The organism is Neorhizobium alkalisoli, assembly GCF_007829835.1.
In the GTDB taxonomy this organism is placed as follows: Bacteria; Pseudomonadota; Alphaproteobacteria; order Rhizobiales; family Rhizobiaceae; genus Neorhizobium.
On sequence record NZ_VIWP01000003.1, the window covers coordinates 448,882 to 473,602 of the forward strand.

22 protein-coding genes are annotated in these 24,721 nt (G+C 62.4%); 13 read left to right on the forward strand and 9 right to left on the reverse strand.

Annotated elements, in window-relative coordinates; all coding sequences use genetic code 11:
* Positions 1–7 precede the first annotated feature (7 nt).
* On the reverse strand, positions 8–586 hold the full coding sequence (gene petA, locus FHW37_RS12975) for a ubiquinol-cytochrome c reductase iron-sulfur subunit (protein WP_145636986.1): 579 nt from the start codon (positions 584–586) through the stop codon (positions 8–10).
* A 377-nt stretch (positions 587–963) separates the two neighbouring features.
* On the opposite strand from petA, the gene FHW37_RS12980 reads away from it, so the two are divergent.
* Positions 964–1,902 (forward strand): endonuclease/exonuclease/phosphatase family protein, encoded by a 939-nt coding sequence (locus FHW37_RS12980; RefSeq protein WP_145636989.1) that lies wholly within the window; start codon positions 964–966, stop codon positions 1,900–1,902.
* On the opposite strand, the gene FHW37_RS12985 is transcribed toward FHW37_RS12980, so the two are convergent.
* From FHW37_RS12985 to FHW37_RS13000, 4 genes are all read right to left on the reverse strand, one after another.
* On the reverse strand, positions 1,889–3,763 hold the full coding sequence (locus FHW37_RS12985; RefSeq protein WP_145636992.1) for an ABC transporter ATP-binding protein: 1,875 nt from the start codon (positions 3,761–3,763) through the stop codon (positions 1,889–1,891). The two genes, FHW37_RS12980 and FHW37_RS12985, sit on opposite strands and share 14 nt — an antisense overlap.
* Positions 3,764–3,902: 139 nt before the next feature.
* Positions 3,903–4,625, reverse strand: coding sequence for a DNA helicase (locus FHW37_RS12990; RefSeq protein WP_145636995.1), 723 nt, complete (start codon positions 4,623–4,625; stop codon positions 3,903–3,905).
* A 239-nt stretch (positions 4,626–4,864) separates the two neighbouring features.
* Positions 4,865–6,772, reverse strand: a complete 1,908-nt coding sequence (locus tag FHW37_RS12995; protein WP_145636997.1) for a methyl-accepting chemotaxis protein — start codon at positions 6,770–6,772, stop codon at positions 4,865–4,867.
* 207 nt (positions 6,773–6,979) lie between these two features.
* The gene (locus FHW37_RS13000) at positions 6,980–8,833 is read right to left on the reverse strand and encodes an ABC transporter ATP-binding protein (protein WP_145637000.1); all 1,854 of its coding nucleotides are present in this window, start codon (positions 8,831–8,833) and stop codon (positions 6,980–6,982) included.
* Between the two features lie 408 nt (positions 8,834–9,241).
* On the opposite strand from FHW37_RS13000, the gene FHW37_RS13005 reads away from it, so the two are divergent.
* The 5 genes from FHW37_RS13005 (at position 9,242) to FHW37_RS13025 (ending at position 12,799) form a co-directional block, all read left to right on the forward strand.
* Positions 9,242–9,706: a tRNA (cytidine(34)-2'-O)-methyltransferase gene (locus tag FHW37_RS13005; RefSeq protein ID WP_145637003.1), complete on the forward strand. Its 465-nt coding sequence runs from the start codon at positions 9,242–9,244 to the stop codon at positions 9,704–9,706.
* A 105-nt stretch (positions 9,707–9,811) separates the two neighbouring features.
* Positions 9,812–10,105, forward strand: coding sequence for a type II toxin-antitoxin system RelE/ParE family toxin (locus FHW37_RS13010; protein WP_145637006.1), 294 nt, complete (start codon positions 9,812–9,814; stop codon positions 10,103–10,105).
* A 3-nt stretch (positions 10,106–10,108) separates the two neighbouring features.
* Complete coding sequence (locus FHW37_RS13015; RefSeq protein WP_145637010.1) at positions 10,109–10,438, forward strand: addiction module antidote protein; 330 nt, start codon at positions 10,109–10,111, stop codon at positions 10,436–10,438.
* Positions 10,439–10,588: 150 nt separating this feature from the next.
* Positions 10,589–12,241 carry a Na/Pi cotransporter family protein gene (locus tag FHW37_RS13020; RefSeq protein ID WP_145637013.1) on the forward strand — a complete coding sequence of 551 codons (1,653 nt, stop codon included), beginning with the start codon at positions 10,589–10,591 and terminating at the stop codon, positions 12,239–12,241.
* 120 nt (positions 12,242–12,361) lie between these two features.
* Positions 12,362–12,799, forward strand: coding sequence for a hypothetical protein (locus FHW37_RS13025; RefSeq protein ID WP_246690757.1), 438 nt, complete (start codon positions 12,362–12,364; stop codon positions 12,797–12,799).
* Between the two features lie 22 nt (positions 12,800–12,821).
* On the opposite strand, the gene FHW37_RS13030 is transcribed toward FHW37_RS13025, so the two are convergent.
* Positions 12,822–13,079: a hypothetical protein gene (locus tag FHW37_RS13030; RefSeq protein ID WP_145637016.1), complete on the reverse strand. Its 258-nt coding sequence runs from the start codon at positions 13,077–13,079 to the stop codon at positions 12,822–12,824.
* A 176-nt stretch (positions 13,080–13,255) separates the two neighbouring features.
* On the opposite strand from FHW37_RS13030, the gene hemF reads away from it, so the two are divergent.
* From hemF to FHW37_RS13045, 3 genes are all read left to right on the forward strand, one after another.
* Positions 13,256–14,170, forward strand: coding sequence for an oxygen-dependent coproporphyrinogen oxidase (gene hemF, locus FHW37_RS13035; protein WP_145637019.1), 915 nt, complete (start codon positions 13,256–13,258; stop codon positions 14,168–14,170).
* 129 nt (positions 14,171–14,299) lie between these two features.
* Positions 14,300–14,563 carry a hypothetical protein gene (locus tag FHW37_RS13040; RefSeq protein WP_145637022.1) on the forward strand — a complete coding sequence of 88 codons (264 nt, stop codon included), beginning with the start codon at positions 14,300–14,302 and terminating at the stop codon, positions 14,561–14,563.
* 95 nt (positions 14,564–14,658) lie between these two features.
* Positions 14,659–14,850 carry a DUF1059 domain-containing protein gene (locus tag FHW37_RS13045; RefSeq protein ID WP_145637025.1) on the forward strand — a complete coding sequence of 64 codons (192 nt, stop codon included), beginning with the start codon at positions 14,659–14,661 and terminating at the stop codon, positions 14,848–14,850.
* A gap of 30 nt (positions 14,851–14,880) precedes the next feature.
* On the opposite strand, the gene FHW37_RS13050 is transcribed toward FHW37_RS13045, so the two are convergent.
* The 3 genes from FHW37_RS13050 to FHW37_RS13060 are packed head-to-tail and all read right to left on the reverse strand — an operon-like array spanning position 14,881 to position 17,398.
* Positions 14,881–16,143: a CCA tRNA nucleotidyltransferase gene (locus FHW37_RS13050; protein ID WP_145637028.1), complete on the reverse strand. Its 1,263-nt coding sequence runs from the start codon at positions 16,141–16,143 to the stop codon at positions 14,881–14,883.
* Positions 16,140–16,778 (reverse strand): CoA pyrophosphatase, encoded by a 639-nt coding sequence (locus tag FHW37_RS13055; protein ID WP_145637031.1) that lies wholly within the window; start codon positions 16,776–16,778, stop codon positions 16,140–16,142. Before FHW37_RS13055 ends, FHW37_RS13050 begins: the two co-directional genes overlap by 4 nt.
* Complete coding sequence (locus tag FHW37_RS13060; protein ID WP_145637034.1) at positions 16,775–17,398, reverse strand: DUF1285 domain-containing protein; 624 nt, start codon at positions 17,396–17,398, stop codon at positions 16,775–16,777. The genes FHW37_RS13055 and FHW37_RS13060 overlap by 4 nt, the downstream gene beginning before the upstream one ends.
* Positions 17,399–17,606: 208 nt before the next feature.
* Here FHW37_RS13060 and FHW37_RS13065 point away from each other — a divergent pair, with 208 nt between their 5' ends.
* The 4 genes from FHW37_RS13065 (at position 17,607) to FHW37_RS13085 (ending at position 24,720) form a co-directional block, all read left to right on the forward strand.
* Positions 17,607–18,620, forward strand: a complete 1,014-nt coding sequence (locus FHW37_RS13065; protein ID WP_145637037.1) for an AAA family ATPase — start codon at positions 17,607–17,609, stop codon at positions 18,618–18,620.
* A gap of 41 nt (positions 18,621–18,661) precedes the next feature.
* Entirely contained in the window at positions 18,662–19,591 is a 930-nt protein-coding gene (locus FHW37_RS13070; protein WP_145637040.1) for a DUF58 domain-containing protein, read from the forward strand.
* Positions 19,588–22,443 carry a DUF4159 domain-containing protein gene (locus FHW37_RS13075; RefSeq protein WP_145637043.1) on the forward strand — a complete coding sequence of 952 codons (2,856 nt, stop codon included), beginning with the start codon at positions 19,588–19,590 and terminating at the stop codon, positions 22,441–22,443. Before FHW37_RS13070 ends, FHW37_RS13075 begins: the two co-directional genes overlap by 4 nt.
* Positions 22,444–22,653: 210 nt before the next feature.
* The gene (locus FHW37_RS13085) at positions 22,654–24,720 is read left to right on the forward strand and encodes a hypothetical protein (RefSeq protein WP_145637049.1); all 2,067 of its coding nucleotides are present in this window, start codon (positions 22,654–22,656) and stop codon (positions 24,718–24,720) included.
* The last annotated feature ends 1 nt before the right edge of the window (position 24,721 follow it).

Genomic DNA, 24,721 nt, shown 5'->3' on the forward strand with positions numbered 1-24,721 from the left:
TGCCCCCTCAGCCAATCTGGATCACAGTATCGGACGTAAACTTGAAGGCCGGGATCGCCAGATTCTGCGGCGCCGGGCCTTTTCGTATGCGGCCCGCCGTATCGTAGACGGAGCCATGACAGGGACAGAACCACCCGTTATATTCGCCGGACTGGCCGAGCGGCACGCAGCCGAGATGGGTACAGGAGCCGATCATCACGATCCAGTTCTCCTTGCCCTGGCCGCCAGAACGGTCGGCACCGGTTGCCTGCGCATCGGCCGGCAGGTTGGCATTGCGCGCCACCGGATCTTTCAGCTGGTCGAGCGGCACGGCTGCCGCAGCCGTTACCTCTTCCGGCGTACGGTTGCGGATAAAGACGGGCTTGCCGCGCCATTTGACGGTCAGCGACATGCCGGGCTGCAGAGCCGCGACATTCACCTCGATCGAGGCCAAAGCCAGGGTCGATGCATCCGGCCGCATCTGGTCAATGAAGGGCCATGCCACCGAAACGGCACCGACGGCACCCGCCATCCCGGTCGTCAAATATAGAAAGTCACGGCGGGTGGGCTCGCCCACCGCCTCGCTATGCGTATCCTGCTCGCTCACGTCTATCCATCCTCTCACGCTTTAGCGGGAAAAACCCGCATCACTCCTCCGTGCGCATCGGATCCGGACATATTTCGGCCACAGAATCCCCTCGCATTCCGGCGCGTCCAATGCTTGATCGCAGATTAACTCCACACTTGGCAAGTGCCTACACGGTACAATGTCGCGGCTTGCCCCACCCTGTTTCTCGCAGGCTCTGCCCCCGAAATGCCGCCGCACGGACACGACCGTAAAAGCCCTGGCAATTTGCTGCACTGCACGCAAAGCGCGTAAGCCCCAATTTGCGCCCCTTGCGCATGCGAAGCCGACACGTTGCAAGCGGACGGGCGGCATGTTACGCCCTCGCTTCCCAGTGGCTGCCGGTTCGGAATATCTGAATGAGACAGACGTTATCGGTTGCCATCTGCGTCATCGTGTCGCTTGTGGTTCTGGCCATTGCAACGCGTTACGTGCATCCGCACTGGATGCTGGCGACCCTGCATAGCCTGCAGTTGCATGCCGCACTCGCCTGTGTCGCAGCGATGCTTTTCGCACTCATCCTGTCGCGCAATCTCTTGAGCTACGCGCTGCTCGCCGCTTCGCTGTTCCTGGTGGGCCACTCGCTCTATATCGGCCGCGAAGTGGCATCGTCTCCCACGGAAGCAGAGGCTGCAGGCCCAGGCTTCCGGCTGATGTCGTTCAACATCCTTTCGGAAAACTATGAAAACGGAGCAGCGATCGCCCAAGCGATCATTGGCTCGGGCGCCGATATCGTCAACATCATGGAGGCCGAGCCGCTGCTCAATTCGCTGGGGCAGATCAGCGAAACCTATCCCTACAGGGTCGGCTGCGGCGTGATGGTCGATGATTGCGACCAGCTCATGCTGTCCAAAGTCCCCTTGCGAAACGCCACGGTGCGATCCTTAAGCGGCATATTCGACAACCGCTTCATCATGGCCGAGGTGACGCTGCAGGGCCGCACGATCCATGTCGGTGGCATCCACACGACGAAGCCCTATTTCGACAATTTCCATACGCTGGAATTGATGCGGGCGGCGCTGGCGGTCACCGATACGGATGGTCCGCTCGTTCTGTCGGGTGATTTCAACGCATCGAGCCTGGCGCCGAACATGATCGGCTTCCTGCAATGGACAGACCTCAGGACGGCCGCCTGGGAACAGGCCACATGGCCGGTGCGCGCCGGAAAATTCGGCGTGCCGATCGACCATGTCTATGTGCGGGCGCCCCTCAAGATCAGGACGCTGACACGCATGCCGGATGCGCTCGGCTCCAACCATGACGGCCTGATCGCCGACATCGTCATCACTGGGCGATAAGCTCTTCCTCGGCGCCGAGAAACCCGCCCGACTGCCGCGCCCAGAGTTCGGCATAAAGACCGCCCGCCTCGATCAGCTCGGCATGCGTGCCTTCCTCGATGATCGCGCCCTTGTCCATCACGATCAGCCGATCGAGCGTCGCGATCGTCGACAGCCGGTGCGCGATGGCAAGCACAGTCTTGCCCTGCATCAGCCGCTCCAGATTGGACTGGATCGCCGCCTCGACTTCGGAATCAAGCGCCGACGTCGCCTCGTCGAGCACGAGGATCGGCGCATCCTTCAGCATGACCCGCGCAATCGCGATCCGCTGCCGCTGCCCTCCGGAGAGCTTGACACCACGCTCGCCCACATGCGCGTCAAAACCCTTGCGGCCGCGCTGGTCCTCCAGCGCCTGCACGAATGTATCGGCTTCCGCCTTGCGCACGGCATCGGTGAGCTGCGCATCCGTTGCATCCGGCCTACCGAACAGGATGTTGTCGCGGATCGAGCGGTGCAGCAGCGACGTATCCTGCGTGACCATGCCGAGATTGGCGCGCAGCGACTCTTGAGTGACCTTGGAAATATCCTGCCCGTCGATCAGGATCCGGCCCGATTGCAGGTCGTAGAAGCGTAGGAGAAGATTGACCAGCGTCGACTTGCCCGCCCCCGACCGGCCGACAATACCGATCTTCTCGCCCGGCCGGATCGTCAATGACAGATCCCGGATGACGCCTGACGCCTTGCCGTAATGAAAGCCGATATGCTCGAAACGGATTTCCGGCCTTTCGACTTTCAGGACCGTAGCATTCGGCACATCGACAAGCCCGATCGGCTGCGAAATCAGCTCGGCCGCATTCTGCACGGTGCCGAAATTGCGCATGATGCCATTGAACTGCGTCATCAGCCGGCTGAGCAGGAAATTCAGGCGCAGAACCAGCGCCAGCGTGAAGGCGACCGCCCCGGAGGTAATGCGGCCGGAAAGCCAGAGATCGATACAGAGCGCCGCCATGCTGACGATCATCACGCCCGAGAGCAGCGCCATCGAGGCGCGCACACCAGTGATGAACCGCGTGAACATGATCAACGTCGTCTGATAGGTCTCGAACCCTTCGCGCATGTAGCGGTCATTGGCCTCGTCGCGCCCGAACAGTTTCAGCGTCTGGATATTGCTATAAGCATCGACCATGCGGCCGGACAGCATCGAGGCCGTCTCCGCCGTCTCGCGTGAATGGTAGCGGATACGCGGCACGAAATAACGGGCGAGAAAGCCGAACACGACCACCCAGAGACAGACAAGCAGCCCCAGCCGCCAGTCGAGACCACCGACGAGCAGAAGCATCGACACGGAATAGATGCAGACGAACCAGACGCTTTCCATCAGCGAGGTGACGAGATCACCCGCCGCCTGCCCGCCCGACCAGACCTTTGTGACGATGCGGCCGGAAAAATCGTTCTGGAAGAAGGACAGCGACTGCCGCGCCACGTGCATGTAGGACTGCCAGCGCATCAGGTTGTAAAAACCGGGCGTGATGATCTGCTGGTCGGTCAGCGCCGTCAGCAGCGTCACGACGAACCGCACGACGCCGATCAGCACCAGCATGCCGACCAGCTCGCCGCCATGTTGGGAAAGCAGCCCGGCCCATCCGTCACCCGGCTTCACCGTCGCCAGAATATCGACGAGCCGCCCGACGAACCAGAACAGCGCAGCCTCGATCGCCGCCGTGATGCCACCGAGCACCAGCATGGCGATGAACGGCGCCTTGGCCTGGGAGATATAGAACCAGATGAAGGCAAACACGTTTTCGGGCGGCTTCAGGTCGCCCTGCCGCGCGAATGGTGAGATCCAGTTTTCGAAAATGCGGAACAGTGCGGTAATGCCCATGCGACCGATATAGCGGCCTCACGGCAGGCGGCAAAGGCGGCGGAAGGTTATATTTCCGTAATGCAGCAAAATCCGCCGACCTCTATCGTCGAAGGCAAGGCAAGATGACGGCCACAGCCGCCATCTGCCGGGAGATCTGTCAGGCAACGTGCTGTATCTGCGCCTCGCCGCCATGCAGGAAGCAGGCTTTCGTGAAAAGGCCAAGATCGACAAGGTTGGGCAGCCTGATGTCATGGATATCCGGCAAGCGCTTGTCTGCCGGATCGAAGGATCGGTCGATCTGCGAAAGCACGCCGATCGCCACCCCGGACGCCCGGGCAAAATCACCGAGTGCCCGAACCTGCTCGCCAAGCGGCGGCTTGCGCCTCTGCTGGTCGAGGATCTGCAGATAATCGATGACGGCAACGGTTCCCCGCGCGGCACCGGCCAGGTGGCGGATGATATAGTCGGCGCTGATCTCGTCCGATGTGACGATCTCCACCGCATCGGCAATGTTGGTATTTTCAGCGCCATCACCGGCCAGTGACCGGATATGATGGCGCGCCTGGCGTTCGGTGAATTCGAGCGTGAAAAACACTGCTCTTCGCCCATCGCGGGCGGCATCAAGCAGAAGCTGCAGGCCGAGCATCGTCTTGCCCTGTCCGGGCCGGCCGGCGATCAGGACAAGATCGCCATCAGCAAGCCGCCCCAGCAATGCACCGGAAAGCGAGCCCGCCGCGAGCTGCGATGACAGCAGGCTCCAGCGGGCAAATCCTTCCTCGCGGGCAATCGTGTCGAGAGCCGCGTGGAGCGGCATGCCGGCGCTGCGGGCCATCAATTTTGCCCGGCGCTTCAACTGGAAAACAGGTGCGGAAAGTTTCATCGAAAGACCTCCATACCGAGCGAAAACGCAACCCCTCCTCATGCGGTGCTCGAACGGATGGTTCGATGATGATGTCACCCCGTATGTGCGATACTTTCCCGAAAGGAGGGAGGAGGCGCGGGCCAAGCCTATGCCTGAGAGTTAGCGGCCGCCGCGAGTCGCTGCAAGCTATTCCAGAACGAAAAACGGCGACCCGAAGGCCGCCGTCCATCGTTCGATTTTGGGTCGGCGCCCAAAACTCAGAATTCCGACCATTCCTGCTTGGCCGCAGCGGCACCGCCGCCGAAGGCAGAGGCGATACGGGCGCCCATGGCCCGGGCCGGCGAAGCAGCCGGACGCGAGGTGGGGGTCGCAGCACGCACCGGCTGGTAACCTTCGTCCAGCTTGAACTGCGACAGCAGTTCGTTCAGCGAGGCCGCCTGCGTGGCGAGGCTGTGGCTGGCAGCCGTGGTCTGTTCGACCATAGCGGCGTTCTGCTGGGTGCCCTGGTCCATCTGGTTGACCGAAGTACTGATCTCGGCAAGGCCGGTCGACTGTTCGCGGGTGGCGACGACGATGGAGGCGACATTGGTGTTGATCTGCTGCACATTGGCAACGATCTCTTCCAGCGCCTTGCCGGTCTGGCCGACAAGTTCGACGCCGCCGCGGACGCGATCGCCGGAGCCGGTGATCAGGCCCTTGATCTCGCGGGCAGCGGCCGCAGAGCGTTGCGCCAGCTCACGCACTTCCTGTGCGACGACGGCAAAACCCTTGCCGGCTTCACCGGCACGGGCGGCTTCGACACCGGCGTTCAGCGCAAGCAGGTTGGTCTGGAAGGCGATGTCGTCGATGACACCGATGATGTTGGAAATCTCGCCAGCCGATGTGGCGATCGCTTCCATCGCGCTGACGGCATTGCGGACAATCTCGCCGGACTTTTCGGCGCCGTTGCGGGTGTGATCCACGAGGCGACCAGCTTCGCCGGCCCGCGACGCCGAATCCTTCATGGCGCTGTTGACCTGCTCGAGCGCGGCAGCCGTTTCCTCTACAGAAGCCGCCTGCTGTTCGGTGCGCTTGGACAGATCGTCGGCAGCCGCGCGGATCTCGTTGGCACCGGCATCGATCATCCGGGCATTGTCGCCGACGGCGCGCAGCACGTCCTGCAGCTTGCCGACGGATTCGTTGAAATTGCCACGCAGTGTGTCGAGATGCTCGGCAAACGGCTGATTGATACGGAAGGTCATGTCGCCATCCGAAAGGCTCTTCAGGCCCCGACCGAGGTTCTCGACCGCGAAGGCAACGTCTGCGGCTTCCCGCGCCTTCTGCTGTTCATGAGCGATACGCTCGCGCTCGCTCATCGAGCGGTTGGCTTCGGTCTCGGCCTCCAGGCGCTCGCGCTCCAGCGCATTGTCCTTGAACACGGCAACGGCTGCTGCCATTTCGCCGATCTCGTCGCGGCGTTCCGCATGCGGGATCGCTACTCTGTTATCGCCGGCGGCGAGCGCGTTCATGGCGCGGGTGATCGAACCGATCGGGCGCGTGACACGGAACAGGCTCATCACCGCGGCACCGAGGCCGATCAGCACGGCGACCGCAACACCTGCGATCGTCGAAATGGTGATGAAGCTGGTTGCCTCGACAACGGCCTGCTTGTCCTTTTCGGCAGCGACCTGGTTGTCCTTGATCATATCCAGCAGGATCTTGCCGGCCTCGCCGCCCTTCGGCACCATGTCGGCGATAACCGCCTTGGCGTCATAGACCCGCGAATTCTCGATAAAGTCGACGAACTGGGCGCCGAGCTTGTCGTAATCGGCGACGATCTGCTTCAACGCATCGAAACGCGGCCGCGGAGCGGTGCCGCCCTGGTCGTCGAAAGCGTCGAAAGCGGCATTGCGCTCCTTCGTCTTGACCTTGACCTGGTCGAGCCATTCCTTCTGGTCGGCCGCATTGCTGGCCGACAGGACCATCAGATAAAGGCGGCGCAGATCCGACATGCTGCGGTCCATGCCGGCAATCATCAGCGACTTGTCCATGCGCAGGCTGATATTGTCGGCCTGTTGCTCCAGTTGCATGACCGAGCGCATGCCGGCCGCACCCTGAAGAACGAGCAGCACGACGATCAGACCGAAAAGCGCCGGAAGAAGAATTTTGATTTTAATCGAGCTCATGAAAATACCGCAGGAGTTTGAAAGACATCGGGGCTCGATTCCGTTTGTGGCAGGCTTGCCTGAACAAAAACTTACCGCCGCATGGTGCTTCTTTAAGACCTGCCGCAAAAACACGTATTCCGAGCGGGTGACAAACCGACAAAATAACGGATTTCCTGCCGGCGGATCGCCGACAGGATTCTTTTCAAACCATCGAGAACAGAGACGTTACTCGGCCGCAGCCTCTTCCTGTCCTTCATCTCCGAGGAAGCCACCGGACTGGCGGTTCCAGAGATCCGCATAGATGCCATTGCCGCCAGCAAGCTGCTGATGCGTGCCGGTCTCGACGATCTTTCCGCGGTCGAGCACGATCAGCCGGTCCATTTCGGTCAGCGTCGACAGCCGGTGGGCGATCGCGATCACCGTCTTGCCCTGCATCAGGGCAAAAAGGTTTTCCTGGATCGCCGCCTCGACCTCGGAATCGAGCGCCGATGTCGCCTCATCGAGCACCAGGATCGGTGCGTCCTTGAGGAAGACACGGGCGATTGCGATCCGCTGCCTCTGGCCGCCGGACAGTTTGACGCCGCGCTCGCCCACATGCGCATCCAGTCCCTTGCGGCCCTGCATGTCGGAAAGCCCTTCGACAAAATCCCAGGCATTCGCCCGTTTCGCCGCCTCTATGATCTCGACATCCGTGGCATTCGGCCGGCCATAGGCGATGTTGTCGCGGATCGACCGGTGCAGCAGCGACGTATCCTGCGTCACCACGCCGATCATCGCCCGCAGGCTATCCTGCGTTACGCCCGCAATATCCTGCCCATCGATGGTGATGCGGCCGGATTCGAGATCGTAGAAACGCAGGAGAAGGTTCATCAGCGTCGTCTTGCCCGCACCGGAACGGCCGACAAGACCGACCTTTTCCCCGGCTGCGATATCGAGCGTGAGTGCGCCGATCACGCCCCTGCCCTTGCCGTAGTGGAAGCCGACCTTGTCATAGACTATATGCCCCTGCCGGGCGGAAAGCGCCTTCGCATCCGGCCGGTCGATGACGTCGTGATCCTTGGTCATCATCGCCATGCCGTCATAGACCGTGCCGATATTCTCGAACAGCGCCGAGACTTCCCACATCACCCATTGCGACATGCCGTTGATACGCATGGCAAGGCCGATCGAGATGGCGATCGCGCCGATGGAGATGGCGCTGTCGAGCCAGAACCAGATCGACAACCCGCCGATGACGAAAAGTGCGGCGCAATTGTAGAAATAGACGAGCACCTGGAACATCGTCACCTTGCGCATCTGCGCGTGCACGGTGTTCAGGAAGACGTCCATCGCCTCCTTCGCATAGGTTTCTTCGCGTCCGGCATGCGAAAACAGTTTTACGGTGGCGATATTCGTATAGCTGTCGACCACGCGGCCGGTCATCAGCGAGCGCGCATCCGACTGCTGCGCGGAAATCTTGCGCAGCCGCGGCACGAAATAGGCGACGGTCGCCGCATAGACGCAGATCCAGACGACGAGCGGCACGGCAAGCCGGGCATCCGCCGAGGCGACCACCACGACCATCGAGATGAAATAGGTAACGACGTAAATGAAGACGTCGAGCGTCTTCATCACAACTTCGCGCACGGAGAGCGAGGTCTGCATCACCTTTGTCGAGACCCGGCCGGCAAACTCGTTGGCGAAAAAGGTCATCGAATGGCGCAGCAGGAACCGGTGCATCTGCCAGCGGGCGATCATCGGAAAATTGCCCATCAGCACCTGATGCATGACGAAAGAATTCAAGGCCGCAACGCCCGGCAGGAAAACCAGCACGACCAGCGCCATGAACAATAGCCGCGGTCCTTCCGTGTCGAGGAAGGTCGCCCGGTCGGCATGCGACAGCCAATCGACGATATCGCCGAGAAACTGAAAGAGCATGACTTCGCCGAGCGCGACGAAAGCCGCGCAGACCCCGGTGACAAGGAGCCACGGCCAGACCGGTTTCGAATAATGCCACAGAAACGGCAGCAGGCCCGTCGGCGGCCGGCCAGGCGTCTCTTGCGGATAGGGATTGATACGCCGCTCGAACCACGAGAACATTGAAAAACTCCGTCAGTCGGACCCGAGGAGCAGCCGCAAGACACGGTTACCCGGCACGGGCCGGCAGGATTTCATGGACACGGCATAGACTGCCGCTCGAAAAGATCAGAACTGGGAAAATCTGCGAGGAACCGCGAAACGCCTAGGCAAGCCGAATGGAACGTCGGCGGAGGCGCAAAAGCACGGTCATATCCATGGTGGCCTCCATAAGTGGCGTTGAGGACGGGCGTTAAAGCCGCAGATCTTGTAACCGCTCCGCCGGATTTTGAAAAGGCCCAAATCGGCGGCATGTGATCACGGAAACGGCAGCCCGGTCACACGAAAAGCGGCAATTTCGGCCTGGCAATCGTAAACTGTTGGATCGAAACCGGTTTCGGCAGGCTTGGCGATATTGTAGAGAAGCCCACCATGACCCTCTTGCGCATCGCTCTCTACCAGCCCGACATTCCCGGCAATACCGGCACGATCCTCAGGCTCGCCGCCTGCCTCGGCCTCGGTGTCGACATCATCGAGCCCGCCGGTTTCGACATTTCCGACCGCAATCTGAAACGCGCCGGCATGGATTATCTCGCGACTGTCGCGCTGACCCGCCACGTGAACTGGGAGCAGTTCGACGCATGGCGCCGCACGGAAAACCGCCGCCTCGTGCTCGCCTCCACCAAGGCCGCCCTGCCCTATCCGGAGCTTGCCTTCCAGCCGAACGACATCCTGCTCTTCGGCCGTGAAAGCGCCGGCGTGCCGGACCACGTGCATGAGGGCGCCGATGCCCGCATTCTCATCCCCATGGTCGAAGGCCAGCGCTCGATCAACGTCGCCATGTCGGCAGCGATGATCGCCGGCGAGGCGCTGCGGCAGACGGGGTTCGGCCGGTAGACATTCCTAAGCATCACCACCCCAAAAGGTGAGGCGTGCAATTGATTACACGCTTTGGTTTATCTTATGATTGTTGCAGGACTGCACTCCATAGAGTACAAATCCATGCGCATCATCCAGACGCCTACTTTCCGTAATTGGCTAAGCTCGCTCAAGGATAAGCTTGCTGTCTCACGCATCGCGATGCGTATCGAACGGGCAAGAATTGGCAACCTAGGCGATGTGAAGCCGGTGGGAGGTGGTGTCAGCGAACTGCGCATCCCCTATGGCCCCGGCTACCGGGTCTATTGCCTGCAGCGCGGAGATCTTCTGGTCATCCTGCTCTGTGGCGGCGACAAGAGCTCGCAGCAGCGTGATATCGCAGAGGCGAAGCGCCTCGCGAAGGATTGGAAGGATTGAGACATGGCTCTGGAAACCACCCTCTTCGATGCTGCGGAATATCTCGACACCGAAGAAGGCATCGAGGAATTCATCAAGGCCGCCTTCGAGGAAGGTGATCCGGCCTTCATCGCCAAATGCCTCGGCATCGTCGCCCGCGCGCAGAACATGAGCAGGCTTGCCCGCGAGACCGGCATGAGCCGGGCCGCGCTCTACAAGGCGCTGAGCGGCGAAGGAAATCCGGAATTCGCCACGATCATGAAGGTGATGAAGGCGCTCGGGCTGGAACTGACGCCCGCACTGGCACAGAACCGCACGGATGAAACACCCGTCGCCGGGGAAGATGCCGCCTGATCGTCATCGGTGACGTCTGGCGGCGGATGCAAAACATCTGTCGCGAACCGTGATTTGCACAGCCTTGCAAACGGCCTATATTGATTAGCCGGCAACCAAAAATCGTCGCCCTACCCCCTGATTCGCGGGGCTGGAGACGAGGAGACGTGAATGCAATCCACCACCGTCATCATCAACCTTCTCGGCGCCGTCGCACTCCTGCTGTTCGGCCTTGCGCAGGTCAAGGATGGCGTCACCAGAGCTTTTGGCGCTCGCCTGCGCACCGCGCTTGCGACAGGCACCCGCACCGGCCCGCGTTCCTTCCTCTCGGGCCTTTTCGCGACCATCGCCTTACAGAGTTCGACAGCAACGGCGCTGACGGTGGCCTCCTTTGCCGAACGCGATCTGATCAAGCCGCGCATGGCGCAGATCGTGCTCCTCGGCGCCAATATCGGCACGGCGATCACCGCTTGGCTGGTAGCGACGGGGATCGAATGGCTGTCGCCGCTGATCATCCTTGTCGGGCTGATCACCCTGCGCGGCCGCTCGACGGCCCGCAAGGGCGCAGGAACGGCAATCATCGGCGTCGGCCTCATGCTGCTCTCGCTTCACCTTCTCGGCCTTGCGACCGAGCCGATGCGCCAGTCGCCGGCACTCGGCGCCTTTATCGGCCTGCTCGACAATGCCTGGCCGGTGGCGCTGATCTTTTCGGCCGTTCTCGCCTTCGTGTCGTCCTCCAGCCTCGCGGTCGTGGTGCTGATCCTGTCGCTCGCCTCGACCGGCATCGTCTCACCGGACCTGATCGTCGTGCTGATCCTCGGCGCCAATCTCGGTGGCGCCGTTCCGCCGGTCGTGGCAACTCTGAGCGGCCCGGCCGCCGCACGCCGCATCACGCTCGGCAACCTGATCGTGCGCGGCATAGGCTGTGCCATCGCCCTGCCGCTCGCCGGCATCATCGCAAACCTGATGCAATCACTGTCGCTTGGCCCCGAAAAGCTCCCGGTCGACGCGCATCTGGTCTTCAACGTCGTTCTTGCCGCCCTCGCCTGGCCCCTGTCCGATACCCTTTCGAAACTGACGGCAAAGCTGGTCCCGGCCGACAAGCAGGTCGAGGATGGCCCGCGTTTCCTTGATCCGGAAGCGCTCGGCAACCCGGTCATGGCGCTTGCCAATGCGACCCGCGAAACCTTGAGCGTCGGCGACACGATCGAGCGCATGCTGATCCGCGCAGAAAACGCTTTCAAGAACAACGACATGGCACCCCTTGCGGAAATCGCCCTGCTGGAACGCCGTGTCGACCGCCTGCAGCAGGAGGTCAAACTCTATCTCTCGCGCCTTGGCCGCGAAGGCCTGAACGACGAAAACGGCCGGCGTTCGATCACCATCATCGACTATGTCATCAACCTCGAACATATCGGCGACATCATCGAAAAGGGTCTTTGCGAGCAGCTCGCCAAGAAGATTTCCAACGGCCTGACCTTTTCGGAAGCCGGTTACGAGGAGCTGAAGACCTTTTTCGACCTGACGATCGGCAATCTGCGCACGGCCCAGACGGTCTTCGTCACCGGCGATTTCAAGCTCGCCCGCCAGCTGATGGAGATCAAGGTCGAGGTCCGCCGCCTCGAAAAGAGCTCTTCCGAAAGCCATCTCGAGCGCCTGCGCGACGGCAAGGCGGAAAGCCTGCAGACCAGTTCGCTGCATCTCGACATGCTGCGCGACCTGAAGCGCATCAACGCCCACATCGTCTCAGTAGCCCACCCGATCCTCGACGACAGCGGCGCCCTGATCGAAAGCCGCCTGCGGCATGCGGAACCGGGCGCCTGAGACGGCCAATCAACACGCAAAATGTGAGAGCAAAAGTTTCGTGGCCATTGAGGCTCGCGGCCCATATGCCTTGCGCAGACAAAACTGTAACGTGACGACAGACGCCACCAGCAGCAAGCGATGACCATGAAAAAGATATGCTTTCCGGCCTGCCTCGCTTTCATCGCGGCAAGCTTTTTGACCGCCCCCTTGGCCCTCGCCGATGGCGACCATTACACCGCCGTCAGCAACACGGCCATGAGCGTCACAGGCGACGTCTGGATGGACGATTTCAGCATCACCTTTGAAAACGACGAATCCCTGGAATTTTCCGATCTCGTCGCCGACCATTTTCGCGTCAACGGCAAAAAGATCCCGGCCTCGCTATACCGGGTCAAAGACCCGGCAGATCCGGAATTGCAGAATGGCAATGCGCTCTGCGGCGCCGGCGACGTCACCTATCTCGCAAACTGGGCACTGGATGACGGCATGACAGCGATCGCCGTTTTCACCGGCAACCGGCCGCCGAAAAGCGATCAGGATATGTGCGCGCTCTATACCTACGAGGATCCGAAATAAGAGCGATCAGCGGATTACCCGGTCAGTCGGCGCTCGGAAGTCTCCGCATGGTGAATTCGATCTGGTCGCCTTCCAGCTGCCGCCAGCTTTCCACTTCCGTCCAGTAGGCGGCCTTGGGAAATTCATCGAACCATTGGCGGGCCTTTTCGCGCGCCTCTTCCCGATTGAGCAAAAACGTCTGCCGCACGAACATGCCGCCTTTTTCGCCGGCCTGTTCCTGCCGGTGGCGATTGATCCTGCGTTTGAGCCCGTCGAGCGGCGGGGGTGTGAATTTCGCCATAAAAGCCTCTCATCCGCACCAGTAACACGATCAAGATAGTGTGAGGCAGCACGCTTTGCGAGTCTGATTTTCCATCCATCACAGCTGGGGGAATGGTTCGCAAAAGCCACAGCTGGTAAGGCCCGGTTAAGCGAAATACGAATCGCGTCAGCCATTTGACGAGAGGGGACGACATCATGGAACGGCCGGCACTGCCCAAGGAATTGCCTTTGGACATCGAAGACAAGAAGGCTGCGGCACGCGCCTGGTTCGAAGGCCTGCGTGACACGATCTGCGCCTCCTTCGAAGCGATCGAGGACGAAGTCTCCGGCCCGCTTTCGGATCAGGAACCCGGGCGTTTTGTTCGGAAAGACTGGCTCCGTGATGGCGGCGAAGGCGGCGGCGGCAAGATGTCGATGATGGAAGGCCGCGTTTTCGAAAAGGTCGGCGTTCACACCTCCACCGTGCATGGTGAATTTTCCGCCGATTTCCGCAGCCAGATTCCTGGCGCAGACGAAGATCCGACCTTCTGGGCCTCCGGCATTTCGCTGATCGCCCATCCGGTCAATCCCAATGTGCCGGCCGTCCACATGAACACGCGCATGGTGGTGACGACCAGCCAGTGGTTTGGCGGTGGCGCCGACCTGACGCCGGTTCTCGACCGCCGCCGCACCCAGACCGATCCCGACAGCAGCCTGTTTCACCGCGCCATGGAAATCGCCTGCCGCCGCCACGAGGCGGTCGCCGATTACGAGCGCTACAAGGCATGGTGCGACGATTATTTCTTCCTGAAGCACCGCAACGAGGCGCGCGGCATCGGCGGCATCTTTTTCGACTGGCTGCATTCGCCGGAGGAAAAGGGCGGCTGGGATGCCGATTTCACCTTCGTCCAGGATGTCGGCCGCGCCTTCAACATGGTCTATCCAAAAATCGTCCGCAGCAATTTCAACAAGCCCTGGACGGAAGAGGATCGCGACGAACAGCTGATCCGTCGCGGCCGTTATGTCGAGTTCAACCTGCTCTACGACCGAGGCACGATTTTCGGCCTCAAGACCGGCGGAAACGTCGAGTCGATCCTGTCGTCGCTGCCGCCGGTGGTCCGCTGGCCCTGACAACCGGGCCAGCTCGCGAAGAGTTGACGTTTCGGGCGGCTTTCCAAGTTTTAGCCGTTGATAAATGTCATTTTCGAATCAGGGTACCGGTGCTAGCGTTACCTTCGGTTGCACGGAGGAGGAACCGCCATGAGCGCATCGCCACTGCCTGGAACACCGGAAAAAATCGCGACACCGCGTCCCATCAATACGCCTGAAATGATCGATCGTCTGGCGAATGAACTTCGCGTCAAGAGCGGCGGCGAGCTGCCTCATGCCTTTTGCGTCGAGCAGGTGAAAAAACAGCTTGCCGGCAAGGCAACGGAGACAGCTGCAGCCAACGACGAGACGGCGCATCAGAAGCCGCAGGATCAAAAAGCCTCGGTCTTCCATTCCTGGGCAATTTCCGAATAGTCGGAACGATCCCGACACGCTCCTCGTTAGGAAACGGAAGCTCGCCTTTCGCAGCATGCGCAAACGCGGCTTTTCAACCAATGGGAGGAGATAAAATGCGACTGTTTGAATGCGGCACGCTGGTGCCCGGCTGCCAATGGCACACGCGTGCCGACGAGGATGCAGAAATTGTCCGCCGCGCGGTAGATCACATGCGCAGCGCCCATGGAGAAACGATGGTGCGCGAAAACATGGTCGAGAACATCAAGGCGCGTATCCGCGCGGAAGGCAGCGCTGCCGCGGCCTGACCGGTTGCGCGATCCGATGCTGCGCAGCTTTCAACCTGCCTCGCTGACGATCGCGTCCAGCCGCGATTTGAGACTATCCCGGTCGGGCGTAAAATTGCGCTCGACCCAGAAATCTTCCAGTTGCCCAAGGATCTCACCGACGCGCTTTCCAGCCGGCACGCCGGCCGTCATCACGTCCGCGCCCTGCAAAGGAAAGACCGGCCGCTGATAGGTCTCAGCACGTTTCAGCAGCACCGAGAGCCGCGCCGACTTGCGCATCGCCATCGGATCGTCCTCCGCAGCCACCCGTGCGGAGGCAAGTGCCAGCCGCAACCGGGTGATGATGCCCTCGACATCGTTGCGATAAAGCATCCGGTCGAAACCGACATCGGTAATCTCGTCCGGTAAACTTGGCGCTTCGGCCCAGGCAATCAGCTTTCCGGCATCGGCCTTCGACATTTTCAGCCTTTTGGCCATCGCCTCCATTCGGTCCCGGTCCGGCGGCACGATCGCGGCAAGCCGCAGCATCGGGTCGACAGCCCAGCTCAACGCCGCCTCGGCAGCGACCAGCCCATGAATGCCATCAATGCCCCATTTCTCCGTCTCGGGCAGAATTTCCGTCAGAACACCGACCTGCCGCATCCAGAGCAGCGCCCGCGACGGATCCTTGGCGGCAAGAAGCTTTTTCGTCTCACTCCAGACCCGCTCGGCCGAAAGCGTCGCAAGCTTCTCCTTGGCTCGCGCGCAGGCTCTCAGGCCGTCCGCGTCCGGCCGGCCATGACCGTAATAGGCAAAGAAACGGAAGAAGCGCAGTATCCGCAAATAATCCTCGGCGATCCGTGTCGCCGCATCGCCGATGAAGCGGATCGTCCGCGTCTCGATATCGGCAAGCCCCTCGACCAGATCGATGACGGTGCCATCGGCATCAGCGTAGAGTGCGTTGATCGTCAGGTCGCGCCGTTCGGCATCGGCCTGCCAGTCGGTGCCGAAGGCGACCTTGGCATGCCGTCCATCGGTCTCGACATCCTTTCGGAGCGTCGTCACCTCGAAGGGCTGGCCTTCGATGACCAGCGTCACCGTGCCATGCTCGATCCCCGTCGGCACCGCCTTGATGCCGGCCTTCTCGGCCCGCGCGACCACCTCCTCTGGCAGAAGCGTCGTTGCAATATCGACATCGGCAACAGCAAGCCCCATCAGCGCGCTGCGGACCGCACCACCGGCAACACGTGCTTCGCCGCCATCGGCATTCAGCAATGCCAGCACGGTCTTGAGCGAGGCGCCCCGGAACCAGTCCTGTTCGGCAACGGAAGTCATGCATAAAGCCTTTCATAAAGGGTCCGCAGAATACCGGCGGTCACGCCCCATATATTCCGCTCGCCATAGGGCATCTGGTAGAAATGTCTGACGGTGCCTTCGAATTCACGCGAACTGCGCACGTGGTTCGCCTCGTTCATCAGGAAGGACAGCGGCACTTCGAAAACATCCGCCACTTCATCCGGATTGAGTACCAGTTCGAAACCGGGCCGCACCACGGCGAGAACCGGTGTTATGCGAAAACCTGTCGTCGCGAAATAGGTCGGCAGCCGCGAGATTGGTTCGACAAACATCCGCGACAGGCCGATCTCCTCTTCCGCCTCGCGCAAAGCAGCATCCTCCGGCGACGGATCTTCCGCATCGACCGCTCCGCCCGGAAAGGCGATCTGCCCGGAATGTTTTCTGAGCTTCGTCGTCCGCTGGGTCAGGATCACCTTGGCGTCATCGCCATCGTCGACGACCGGCACCAGAACAGCGGCATCCCGCAGCTTCAGGCCGGAGGCGAAATCGACCAGCGACGGATTGAGCAGATGGTCGCCATGCTCGCGTGAGGCAAGCTCGATCGCGCTGCCCTTCTGGTGCTGTGCACGGCGGCGAAATTCCTCGGCGGAAAAGCTGGGTATCAGGAGGCTCATTGCGACAGCGCATCCAGTTCCGCTTCCGGCATCACCGGAAACACGGTTTCACCCGAGCGGATCGAAAACATCGCCACACCGTTAATCGCGACCGTCTCGCCGAGTTCGACGAGATCGTACATGACAGCCCGCGTTACCAGCGCTTCCAGCCGCCCCCGCACATGCAGATAGGGTTTTAGCTCCCGCCCCTCGCCCTTGATCTCGAAACGGATCGGATGCTCGGCGCCGGCTTCCACGACATCCCCGACATTGGTGCGAAATGTCAGGACCTGTCGCCCCTCCAGCTCCGTCACCTGCATCTCGACGGCGAGGAAAGGCGCATCGACGACCCGGATACAAACCTTTTCCACAGGTGTTACGAGATAGGTTTTGCCGTCCTCGTCCTTGCGCAGCACGGTCGAGAACAGCCTGACGAGCGGCGCCCGGCCGATCGGCGTGCCCATGTAGAACCATGTTCCGTCGGCGCGGATCTCCATGTCGAGATCGCCGCAGAAGGGCGGATTCCATTTCTCCACTGGCGGCAGACCGCGGTTTTTGCCGTCTTTCTGCTCAGATGCGCGCGAAATCATCGCCGCAAGGCCGCTTGCATCGGCTGGCATATTTGTCATGGATCCTGCCATCTTTCAGTCCCGGTTCGCCCGTAAGCAGTCAGTCAGGCAATTGTTCCTCACGAGATAGTCATTCGAAACAAGCTTGTCAGCCATGTTTCGGGGAATAAGTTTGAGGCAATGGGGCGAGTGCTGCGCTGCAGCGATTCGCTTGACGTGACATGTGGCAGCCTTCAAACCTGCCTGTCTCGGATGCCGTTTCTGAACGATGGAGAACGACATGGGCATGATGAAATCCACCGAAGCCGTTCTCGATGAAAAAGCCATCATCGCTTCCGCCGAAAAAGCGCTGGCTGATATCGCCGCCATCCGCGCCGAAGTCGCCAAGGTCATCTTCGGCCAGGAAAAGGTCGTCGAAAACACGCTGCTTGCCGTTCTGTCCGGCGGCCATGCCCTGCTCGTCGGCGTTCCCGGCCTTGCCAAGACCAAGCTCGTCACCACGCTTGGCACGGTTCTCGGCCTCGAATCCAACCGCATCCAGTTCACACCCGACCTGATGCCGTCCGATATTCTCGGCTCGGAAGTGATGGACAGCGACGAGAGCGGCCGTCGCTCCTTCCGTTTCATCAAGGGCCCGGTCTTTGCCCAGTTGCTGATGGCCGACGAAATCAACCGCGCTTCGCCACGCACCCAGTCGGCTTTGCTGCAGTCGATGCAGGAATACCATATCACCGTCGCCGGCCAGCGTTACGATCTGCCGGCCCCCTTCCATGTGCTCGCGACCCAGAACCCGCTGGAGCAGGAAGGCACCTATCCCCTGCCCGAAGCCCAGCTCGACCGTTTCCTGCTGCAGGTCGACGTGCTTTACCCGGATCTCGCCGCCGAGCGTCAGATCCTGCTCGACACGACCGGCATTGCCGAAAGCAAGCCGCGCGCCGTCATCGATCCGACCAGGCTCACTGAAATCCAGTCGCTGATCCGCCAGATGCCGGTCTCCGACAAGGTGGTCGATGCGATCCTGTCGCTCGTCCGCTCCGCCCGTCCCGGCCATGGCAATGCGACGACCGACAAACATGTCGCCTGGGGTCCCGGCCCGCGCGCCGGCCAGTCGCTGATGCTGACCGCCCGCGCCCGCGCACTTTACGAAGGCCGCCTCGCCCCGTCGCTGGACGATGTCTATGCACTGGCCGAACCAGTCCTCGAACACCGCATGGCGCTGAATTTCGCCGCCCGTGCCGAAGGCATGTCGGTGCGCGACGTGATCGCAAGCCTGGTGAAACAGGCGCGCGGCTGAGGCCGCCCGTCTTTTAGCATTCCTCCTGGAAAGGAACCTGCGTGGCATCCATAGGCCAGATCGTCGAGAAGACATCGAGCAGCGAAGTCCTGTCCCGCGCCCAGCAACGCGCGATGCTGGTTCCCGATTGCATGGTCGAGGCGCGCCGCATCGCCAATACGGTCATTGCCGGCTGGCATGGCCGCCGCCAGCGCGGCATCGGCGAAAACTTTTGGCAGTTCCGTCCCTATGCAGAAGGTGAAAGCCTGTCGCGCATCGACTGGCGGCGCTCGGCCCGCGACGATCATACCTATGTCCGCGACCGCGAATGGGAAGCGGCCCATACCGTCTGGCTCTGGGCCGATATGTCGCCGTCGATGATGTACAAGTCGACCATGGCGCTCGTTTCCAAGGAAAGCCGCGCGCTGGTCATCATGCTGGCGCTGGCCGAAATCCTTGCCCGCTCCGGCGAAAGGATCGGTTGTCCCGGCATCATGGAACCGGTCTCGGCCCGCAACGCCGCCGAACGGCTGGCCGCCGCCATTATGCATGCACCGGTGACCTCCGGCCTGCCCGATACCGCGATGATCCGTGGCCAGAGCGATATCGTCCTGATCGGCGATTTTCTCGATAACGCCGATACTGTCATGAGCCGCATCTCGCCGCTCGGCCGCCGCGGCCTGCGCGGTCATGTGGTCGAAGTCGCCGATCCCGCCGAAGAGACTTTTCCTTATACCGGCCGCACCGAATTTACCGATCCGGAAACCGGCGAAAAGCTCGTCTCGGGCCGCGCCGAGACGATCCGCGACCAATATCAGCGCGCCTATCTCGCCCGCCGCGAGGCGCTTGGCGATGGTCTGCGCCGGCTCGGCTGGAGTTTTGTCTTCCACCGCACGGATCACCTTGCCTCCGAAGCGCTGGTCGCCGTTCACGGTTATCTCTCCGGCATGCCGGCACCGCGGGCAACAAGCCTCGCCGGAGGTGTTTTGTGAGCGCGCTTGCCTTCACCACCCCTGCCATCCTCCTCGGCCTGATCGCGCTTCCGGTCATCTGGTGGCTGCTGCGGCTGACCCCGCCGCGGCCAAAGACGGAAGTCTTTCCGCCGCTTCGGATCCTGGCGACAGTCCTGCAGCGCGAGGAAACCCCGTCGCAAAGCCCCTGGTGGCTGACGTTGCTGCGCATGCTTCTCGCCGCCGCGATCATTTTCGCGCTGGCCGATCCTGTTCTGAACCCGCGCGGCAATTCGCTTGATACGAGCGGCCCGCTGGTCCTCCTCGTCGACAATGGCTGGGCTTCGTCCGCCGACTGGGAACGCCGCACCCAGACCGCCCGCCTGCTGATCGACGATGCCGAACGCGCCGACCTGCCGGTCGCGATCGCCTTCACCGCCGATGCCGCCCAGGAGCCCGCCCCCGGAACAGCAGCCGTCGCGCGCGACAAGCTTGCGGCCGCAAGCCCGAAACCGCTCGTTCCTGATCGCCTGCGCGCCGTCAATGCGCTGCGCGAGGCCATGAATGGCCGCCGTCCCGGCACGCTCGCCTTCGTCACGGATGGCATTGCTGCCGCCAATGACGGCGAGACGATCGCCGCGCTTGAAACATTGAACCCGGCCGGCATGCGCGTCATCGAAGGGGATGGCCATGGCGCGGTCGCCGTCACCGACGCAACCAACAATTCCACTGCCATGGCCGTGACCGCCACGCGCCTGTCCACCGCCTCTGCACAACAACTGACCGTGGATGCTCTCGATCCGCAGGGCCGTGCGCTCGCCTCCGGCACGCTGCAATTCGCCCCCGGCGCCGCAACCGCCACGACCGAAATCACCGCGCCATACGAGCTGCGCAACGATTTTGCGCGTATCAACGTCGAAGGTCTGGCCACGGCCGGCGCCGCGCATCTGCTGGACGACGGTTTCAAGCGCCGTCGCGTCGCGCTGATTTCCGGCGATAGCGGCAATGACATGCAGCCGCTTCTGCTGCCGCTCTATTACATCAACCGGGCGCTTTCGCCCTATGCCGACATTATCGAGCCGCGCAATGCGGATCTCGCCACCTCCATTCCCGAACTGCTTGCCAGCAACCCGTCGGCCATCATCATGGCCGATATCGGCCGCCTGCCGGCCGGCGTCTATGCGCCGCTCGAACAATGGCTTGCCCGCGGCGGCACGCTGATCCGTTTCGCCGGGCCGCGGCTTGCCGCCGCCCCCGCCGACGATCCGCTCGTGCCGGTGACGCTGCGCCAGGGCGAACGCGCGCTCGGCGGCGCCATGTCCTGGTCGGAACCGCAGGTGCTGGCCGATTTCCCGGCTTTCGGCCCCTTTGCCGGCATGCCGCGCGCAACCGACATCACCGTCAGCCGTCAGGTTCTGGCCGAGCCGACGCCGGATCTGGCCGAACGCACCTGGGCGAGCCTTGCCGACGGCACGCCTCTGGTCACGACCAAAGATGTCGAGGCAGGCCGCATCGTGCTCTTCCACACCAGCGCCGAAGCCACATGGTCCAACCTGCCGCTGTCGGGCAATTTCGTCGAAATGCTGCGCCGTCTGGTGCAGATGGCCCGCGCCGGCGGTGCGACGGCTCCGGGTGCGGCTGCAGGCGCCGCCATCACCCTGCCCCCCTACCGCCTCCTCACCGCCAACGGCATCCTCACCACCGAAACCGGCACCGCCCGGCCGATCGCCATCGCCGCCGGCCAGACCCCGGTCGCCAGCTTCGACCACCCGCCCGGCCTCTACGGCACCGAGGATGGTTATAGCGCGGTCAACCTTTTGGCCCCGAAGACCGTGCTCGCGCCCTTCGACACCGCTCTTGCCGGCCGCGCCATGCAGCGCGAGGGTCTCGCGGGCGGCGAAGCGGTGTCGCTACGCCCGGCGCTATTTGCCGCTGCCTTCGCACTCCTTCTTCTCGACAGCCTCGTGGTGCTCTTCATGAACGGCGCCTTCTCACGCCGCCCCGGCCGCGGCCCCGGAAAGTCAAGAACCGCGGGCAGTGCGGCGGCCGCCATCATGGCCGTCTTCGGCTTCGGCCTGGCACTCGCCCTCCTGCAGCCGACCCCGTCCTTCGCCCAGGAAATGGCCCCCGGCGCCGCGGCAAAACCCGGTGACGCCCAGATCCTCGAACGGCTTGACACGACCCATCTCGCCTATGTCCAGACCGGCGAGGCCGATGTCGACCGCATCTCGGAACAGGGCCTCGATGGCTTAAGCCAGTTCCTCACCTATCGCACGACGCTCGAACCCGGCGCCCCGGTCGGCCTCGACATCTCGAAGGACGAACTGTCCTTCTACCCGATCATCTACTGGCCGATCTCGGCCTCCGCGCCGATGCCTTCCCAGGCATCCATTTCCCGGATCGACGCCTATATGCGCAATGGCGGCACGGTCCTGTTCGATACGCGCGACCAGTTTTCTTCGCTCGGCGGCGGCACCAGCGCCAACGGCCAGCGGCTGCAGGAGATTCTTGCCAATATCGATATCCCGCCGCTTGAGCCGACGCCAGAAAACCATGTCCTGACCCGCACCTTCTATCTGCTGAAGGATTTCCCCGGCCGCTTCCGTGGCAGCCCGCTCTGGGTCGAGGCACGGCAGGATGCGAAAAACACCGGATCGCAGCTTTCCTCGAGCGGCGACGGCGTGACGCCGATCCTCATCACCGGCAACGATTTCGCCGGCGCCTGGGCGGTCGATACCCAAGGAAATTCCGTCCTGCCGACCGTGCCGCCGGATGACATGCAGCGCGAATATGCCTACCGCGCCGGGGTCAACATCATGATGTACATGCTCACCGGCAACTACAAAGCCGACCAGGTGCATGTACCGGCATTGCTCGAACGATTGGGGCAGTGACGGGATGATTCAGTCGATTATCCTCAGCCCCTCATCCGGCTGCGTCCTTCGGACCCTTCTCCCCGCAAGCGGGGCGAAGGGATATGCCGCACCGTCTCCATCCATCTCCAACGTCGCATGGGCCATGTCCCTTCTCCCCGCGCGCGGGGAGAGGGTTAGGGTGAGGGGCAGACTACGCCCCATCCCCCTCTCCCATAGAGAGGCCATCGCATGACCCTCGAATTCGCTCCATTCTTCTCCTGGCCGATCATCGCCGCCCTCGGCGTCTTCGCCCTGATCCTCGCAGGCCTGACCTTCTGGCGCGGCGTCCGCGGCGCTACCCTGCGCACGCTGGCGCTCGCCGCCCTGCTGCTGGCACTTGCCAACCCGGTCCTCAACCAGGAAGACCGCGAGCAGTTGTCGACAGTCGTTCCCATCGTCGTCGACCGCTCGCAGAGCCAGGACACGGCAGGCCGCAAGGAACAGACGGACGAGGCACTGGACGAACTGAAACAACGTTTCGCCCGTTACCCGCGCATCGAGACGCGCATCGTCGAGGCCGGCAACGATCCTGATTCCGACACGCCCTCGACAAAGCTCTTCACCGCGCTGCGCTCTGCGATCTCCGACGTGCCGCCCGCCCGCATCGGCGGCGCCGTTTTCCTGACCGACGGCCAGATCCACGACCTGCCGGGCACCAATCAGGATCTCGGCTTCAACGCCCCGGTCCATGGCCTGATCACCGGCAAGCCCGACGAATTCGACCGCCGTGTCGAAGTCGTCCGCGCCCCCCGCTTCGGCATCGTCAACGAAGAGCAGGAACTGACCCTGCGTGTCGTCGATGACGGCCGCCAGACCGGCGCGCAGGCCCAGATCACGGTCAAGATGAACGGCCAGCAGATTGCCACGCTGCAGGCCCGGCCCGGTGTCGAAATGCCCTTCTCCTTCACGGTGCCGCGCGGCGGCAACAATGTGATGGAATTTTCGGTCGCCGAACTGCCGGGCGAAGTGACGGCCGCCAACAACCGCGCCGTCCATGTCATCGACGGCATCCGCCAGAATCTCCGCGTGCTGCTGGTCTCCGGCGAGCCACATGCCGGCGAACGCGCCTGGCGCAACCTCTTGAAATCCGACGGTTCGGTCGATCTCGTCCACTTCACCATTCTGCGCCCGCCGGAAAAACAGGACGGCACGCCGATCAACGAACTGTCGCTGATCGCATTCCCCACGCGCGAACTGTTCGTCGAAAAGATCAAGGATTTCGACCTGATCATTTTTGACCGCTACAAACATCGCGGCGTGCTGCCGATCCTCTATTACGATTATATCGCCCAGTACGTTCAGAACGGCGGCGCGCTGTTGATCGCCGCCGGCCCCGAACATGCCGGCGAGGATTCGATCGCCTCGACACCGCTCGAACAGGTCCTGCCGGCAGCGCCCACGGGTGACATGCATGAGGCGGCTTTCTACCCGCATCTCTCGGAAGTCGGCGCCAAACACCCGGTCACCCGCGGCCTTGACGGTTCTGCCCAGAACCCGCCCGCCTGGGGCCGCTGGTTCCGCACCGTCGATGTCGACACACCGCGCGGCCAGACGGTGATGGAAGGCGACGGCACCCGTCCCCTCCTCGTCCTGAACCGTCAGGGTGAAGGCCGCGTCGCCATGCTTCTGTCCGACCAGGGTTGGCTCTGGGCCCGCGGTTTCGAAGGCGGCGGCCCGCATGTGTCGCTTTATCGCCGCATCGCCCACTGGCTGATGAAGGAACCGGAGCTTGAGGAAGAGGCGCTGACCGCCCGCGCCGTCGGCCGGACGCTGGAAGCGACCCGCCAGACGATCGGTGACAATCCTGGTCCCGCGACGATCAAATACCCGTCCGGCCGCACTGAGACGGTACCGATGACCGCCGACGGTCCCGGCCTTTACAAGGTCGAGCGGCGCATGGAGGAAACCGGCCTGTTCGAAGTTTCGAACGGCCAGTTCTCGACACTCGTCCATGTCGGTGCGGTGGATGCCCCCGAATTCAAGGCAATGATCTCGACAGAAAACACGCTGAAACCCTATGCCGACGAGACGCGTGGCCTCGTTACCCGCGTTGCCTCGGGCGATGGCGTGACGATCCCCGACATTCTTCCGGTGCGCGGCGAGGTGCGGGTCAGCGATCCCGACCGCATGGTCATCCGCATGACCGACGAGACGGTGCTGCGCGGCATCAACAGCCTGCCGCTGTTTGCCGGTTTCGCTGGCCTCGGCATCCTGCTTCTCGCCATTTCCGCCACCTGGTGGCGCGAGGGACGCTAAA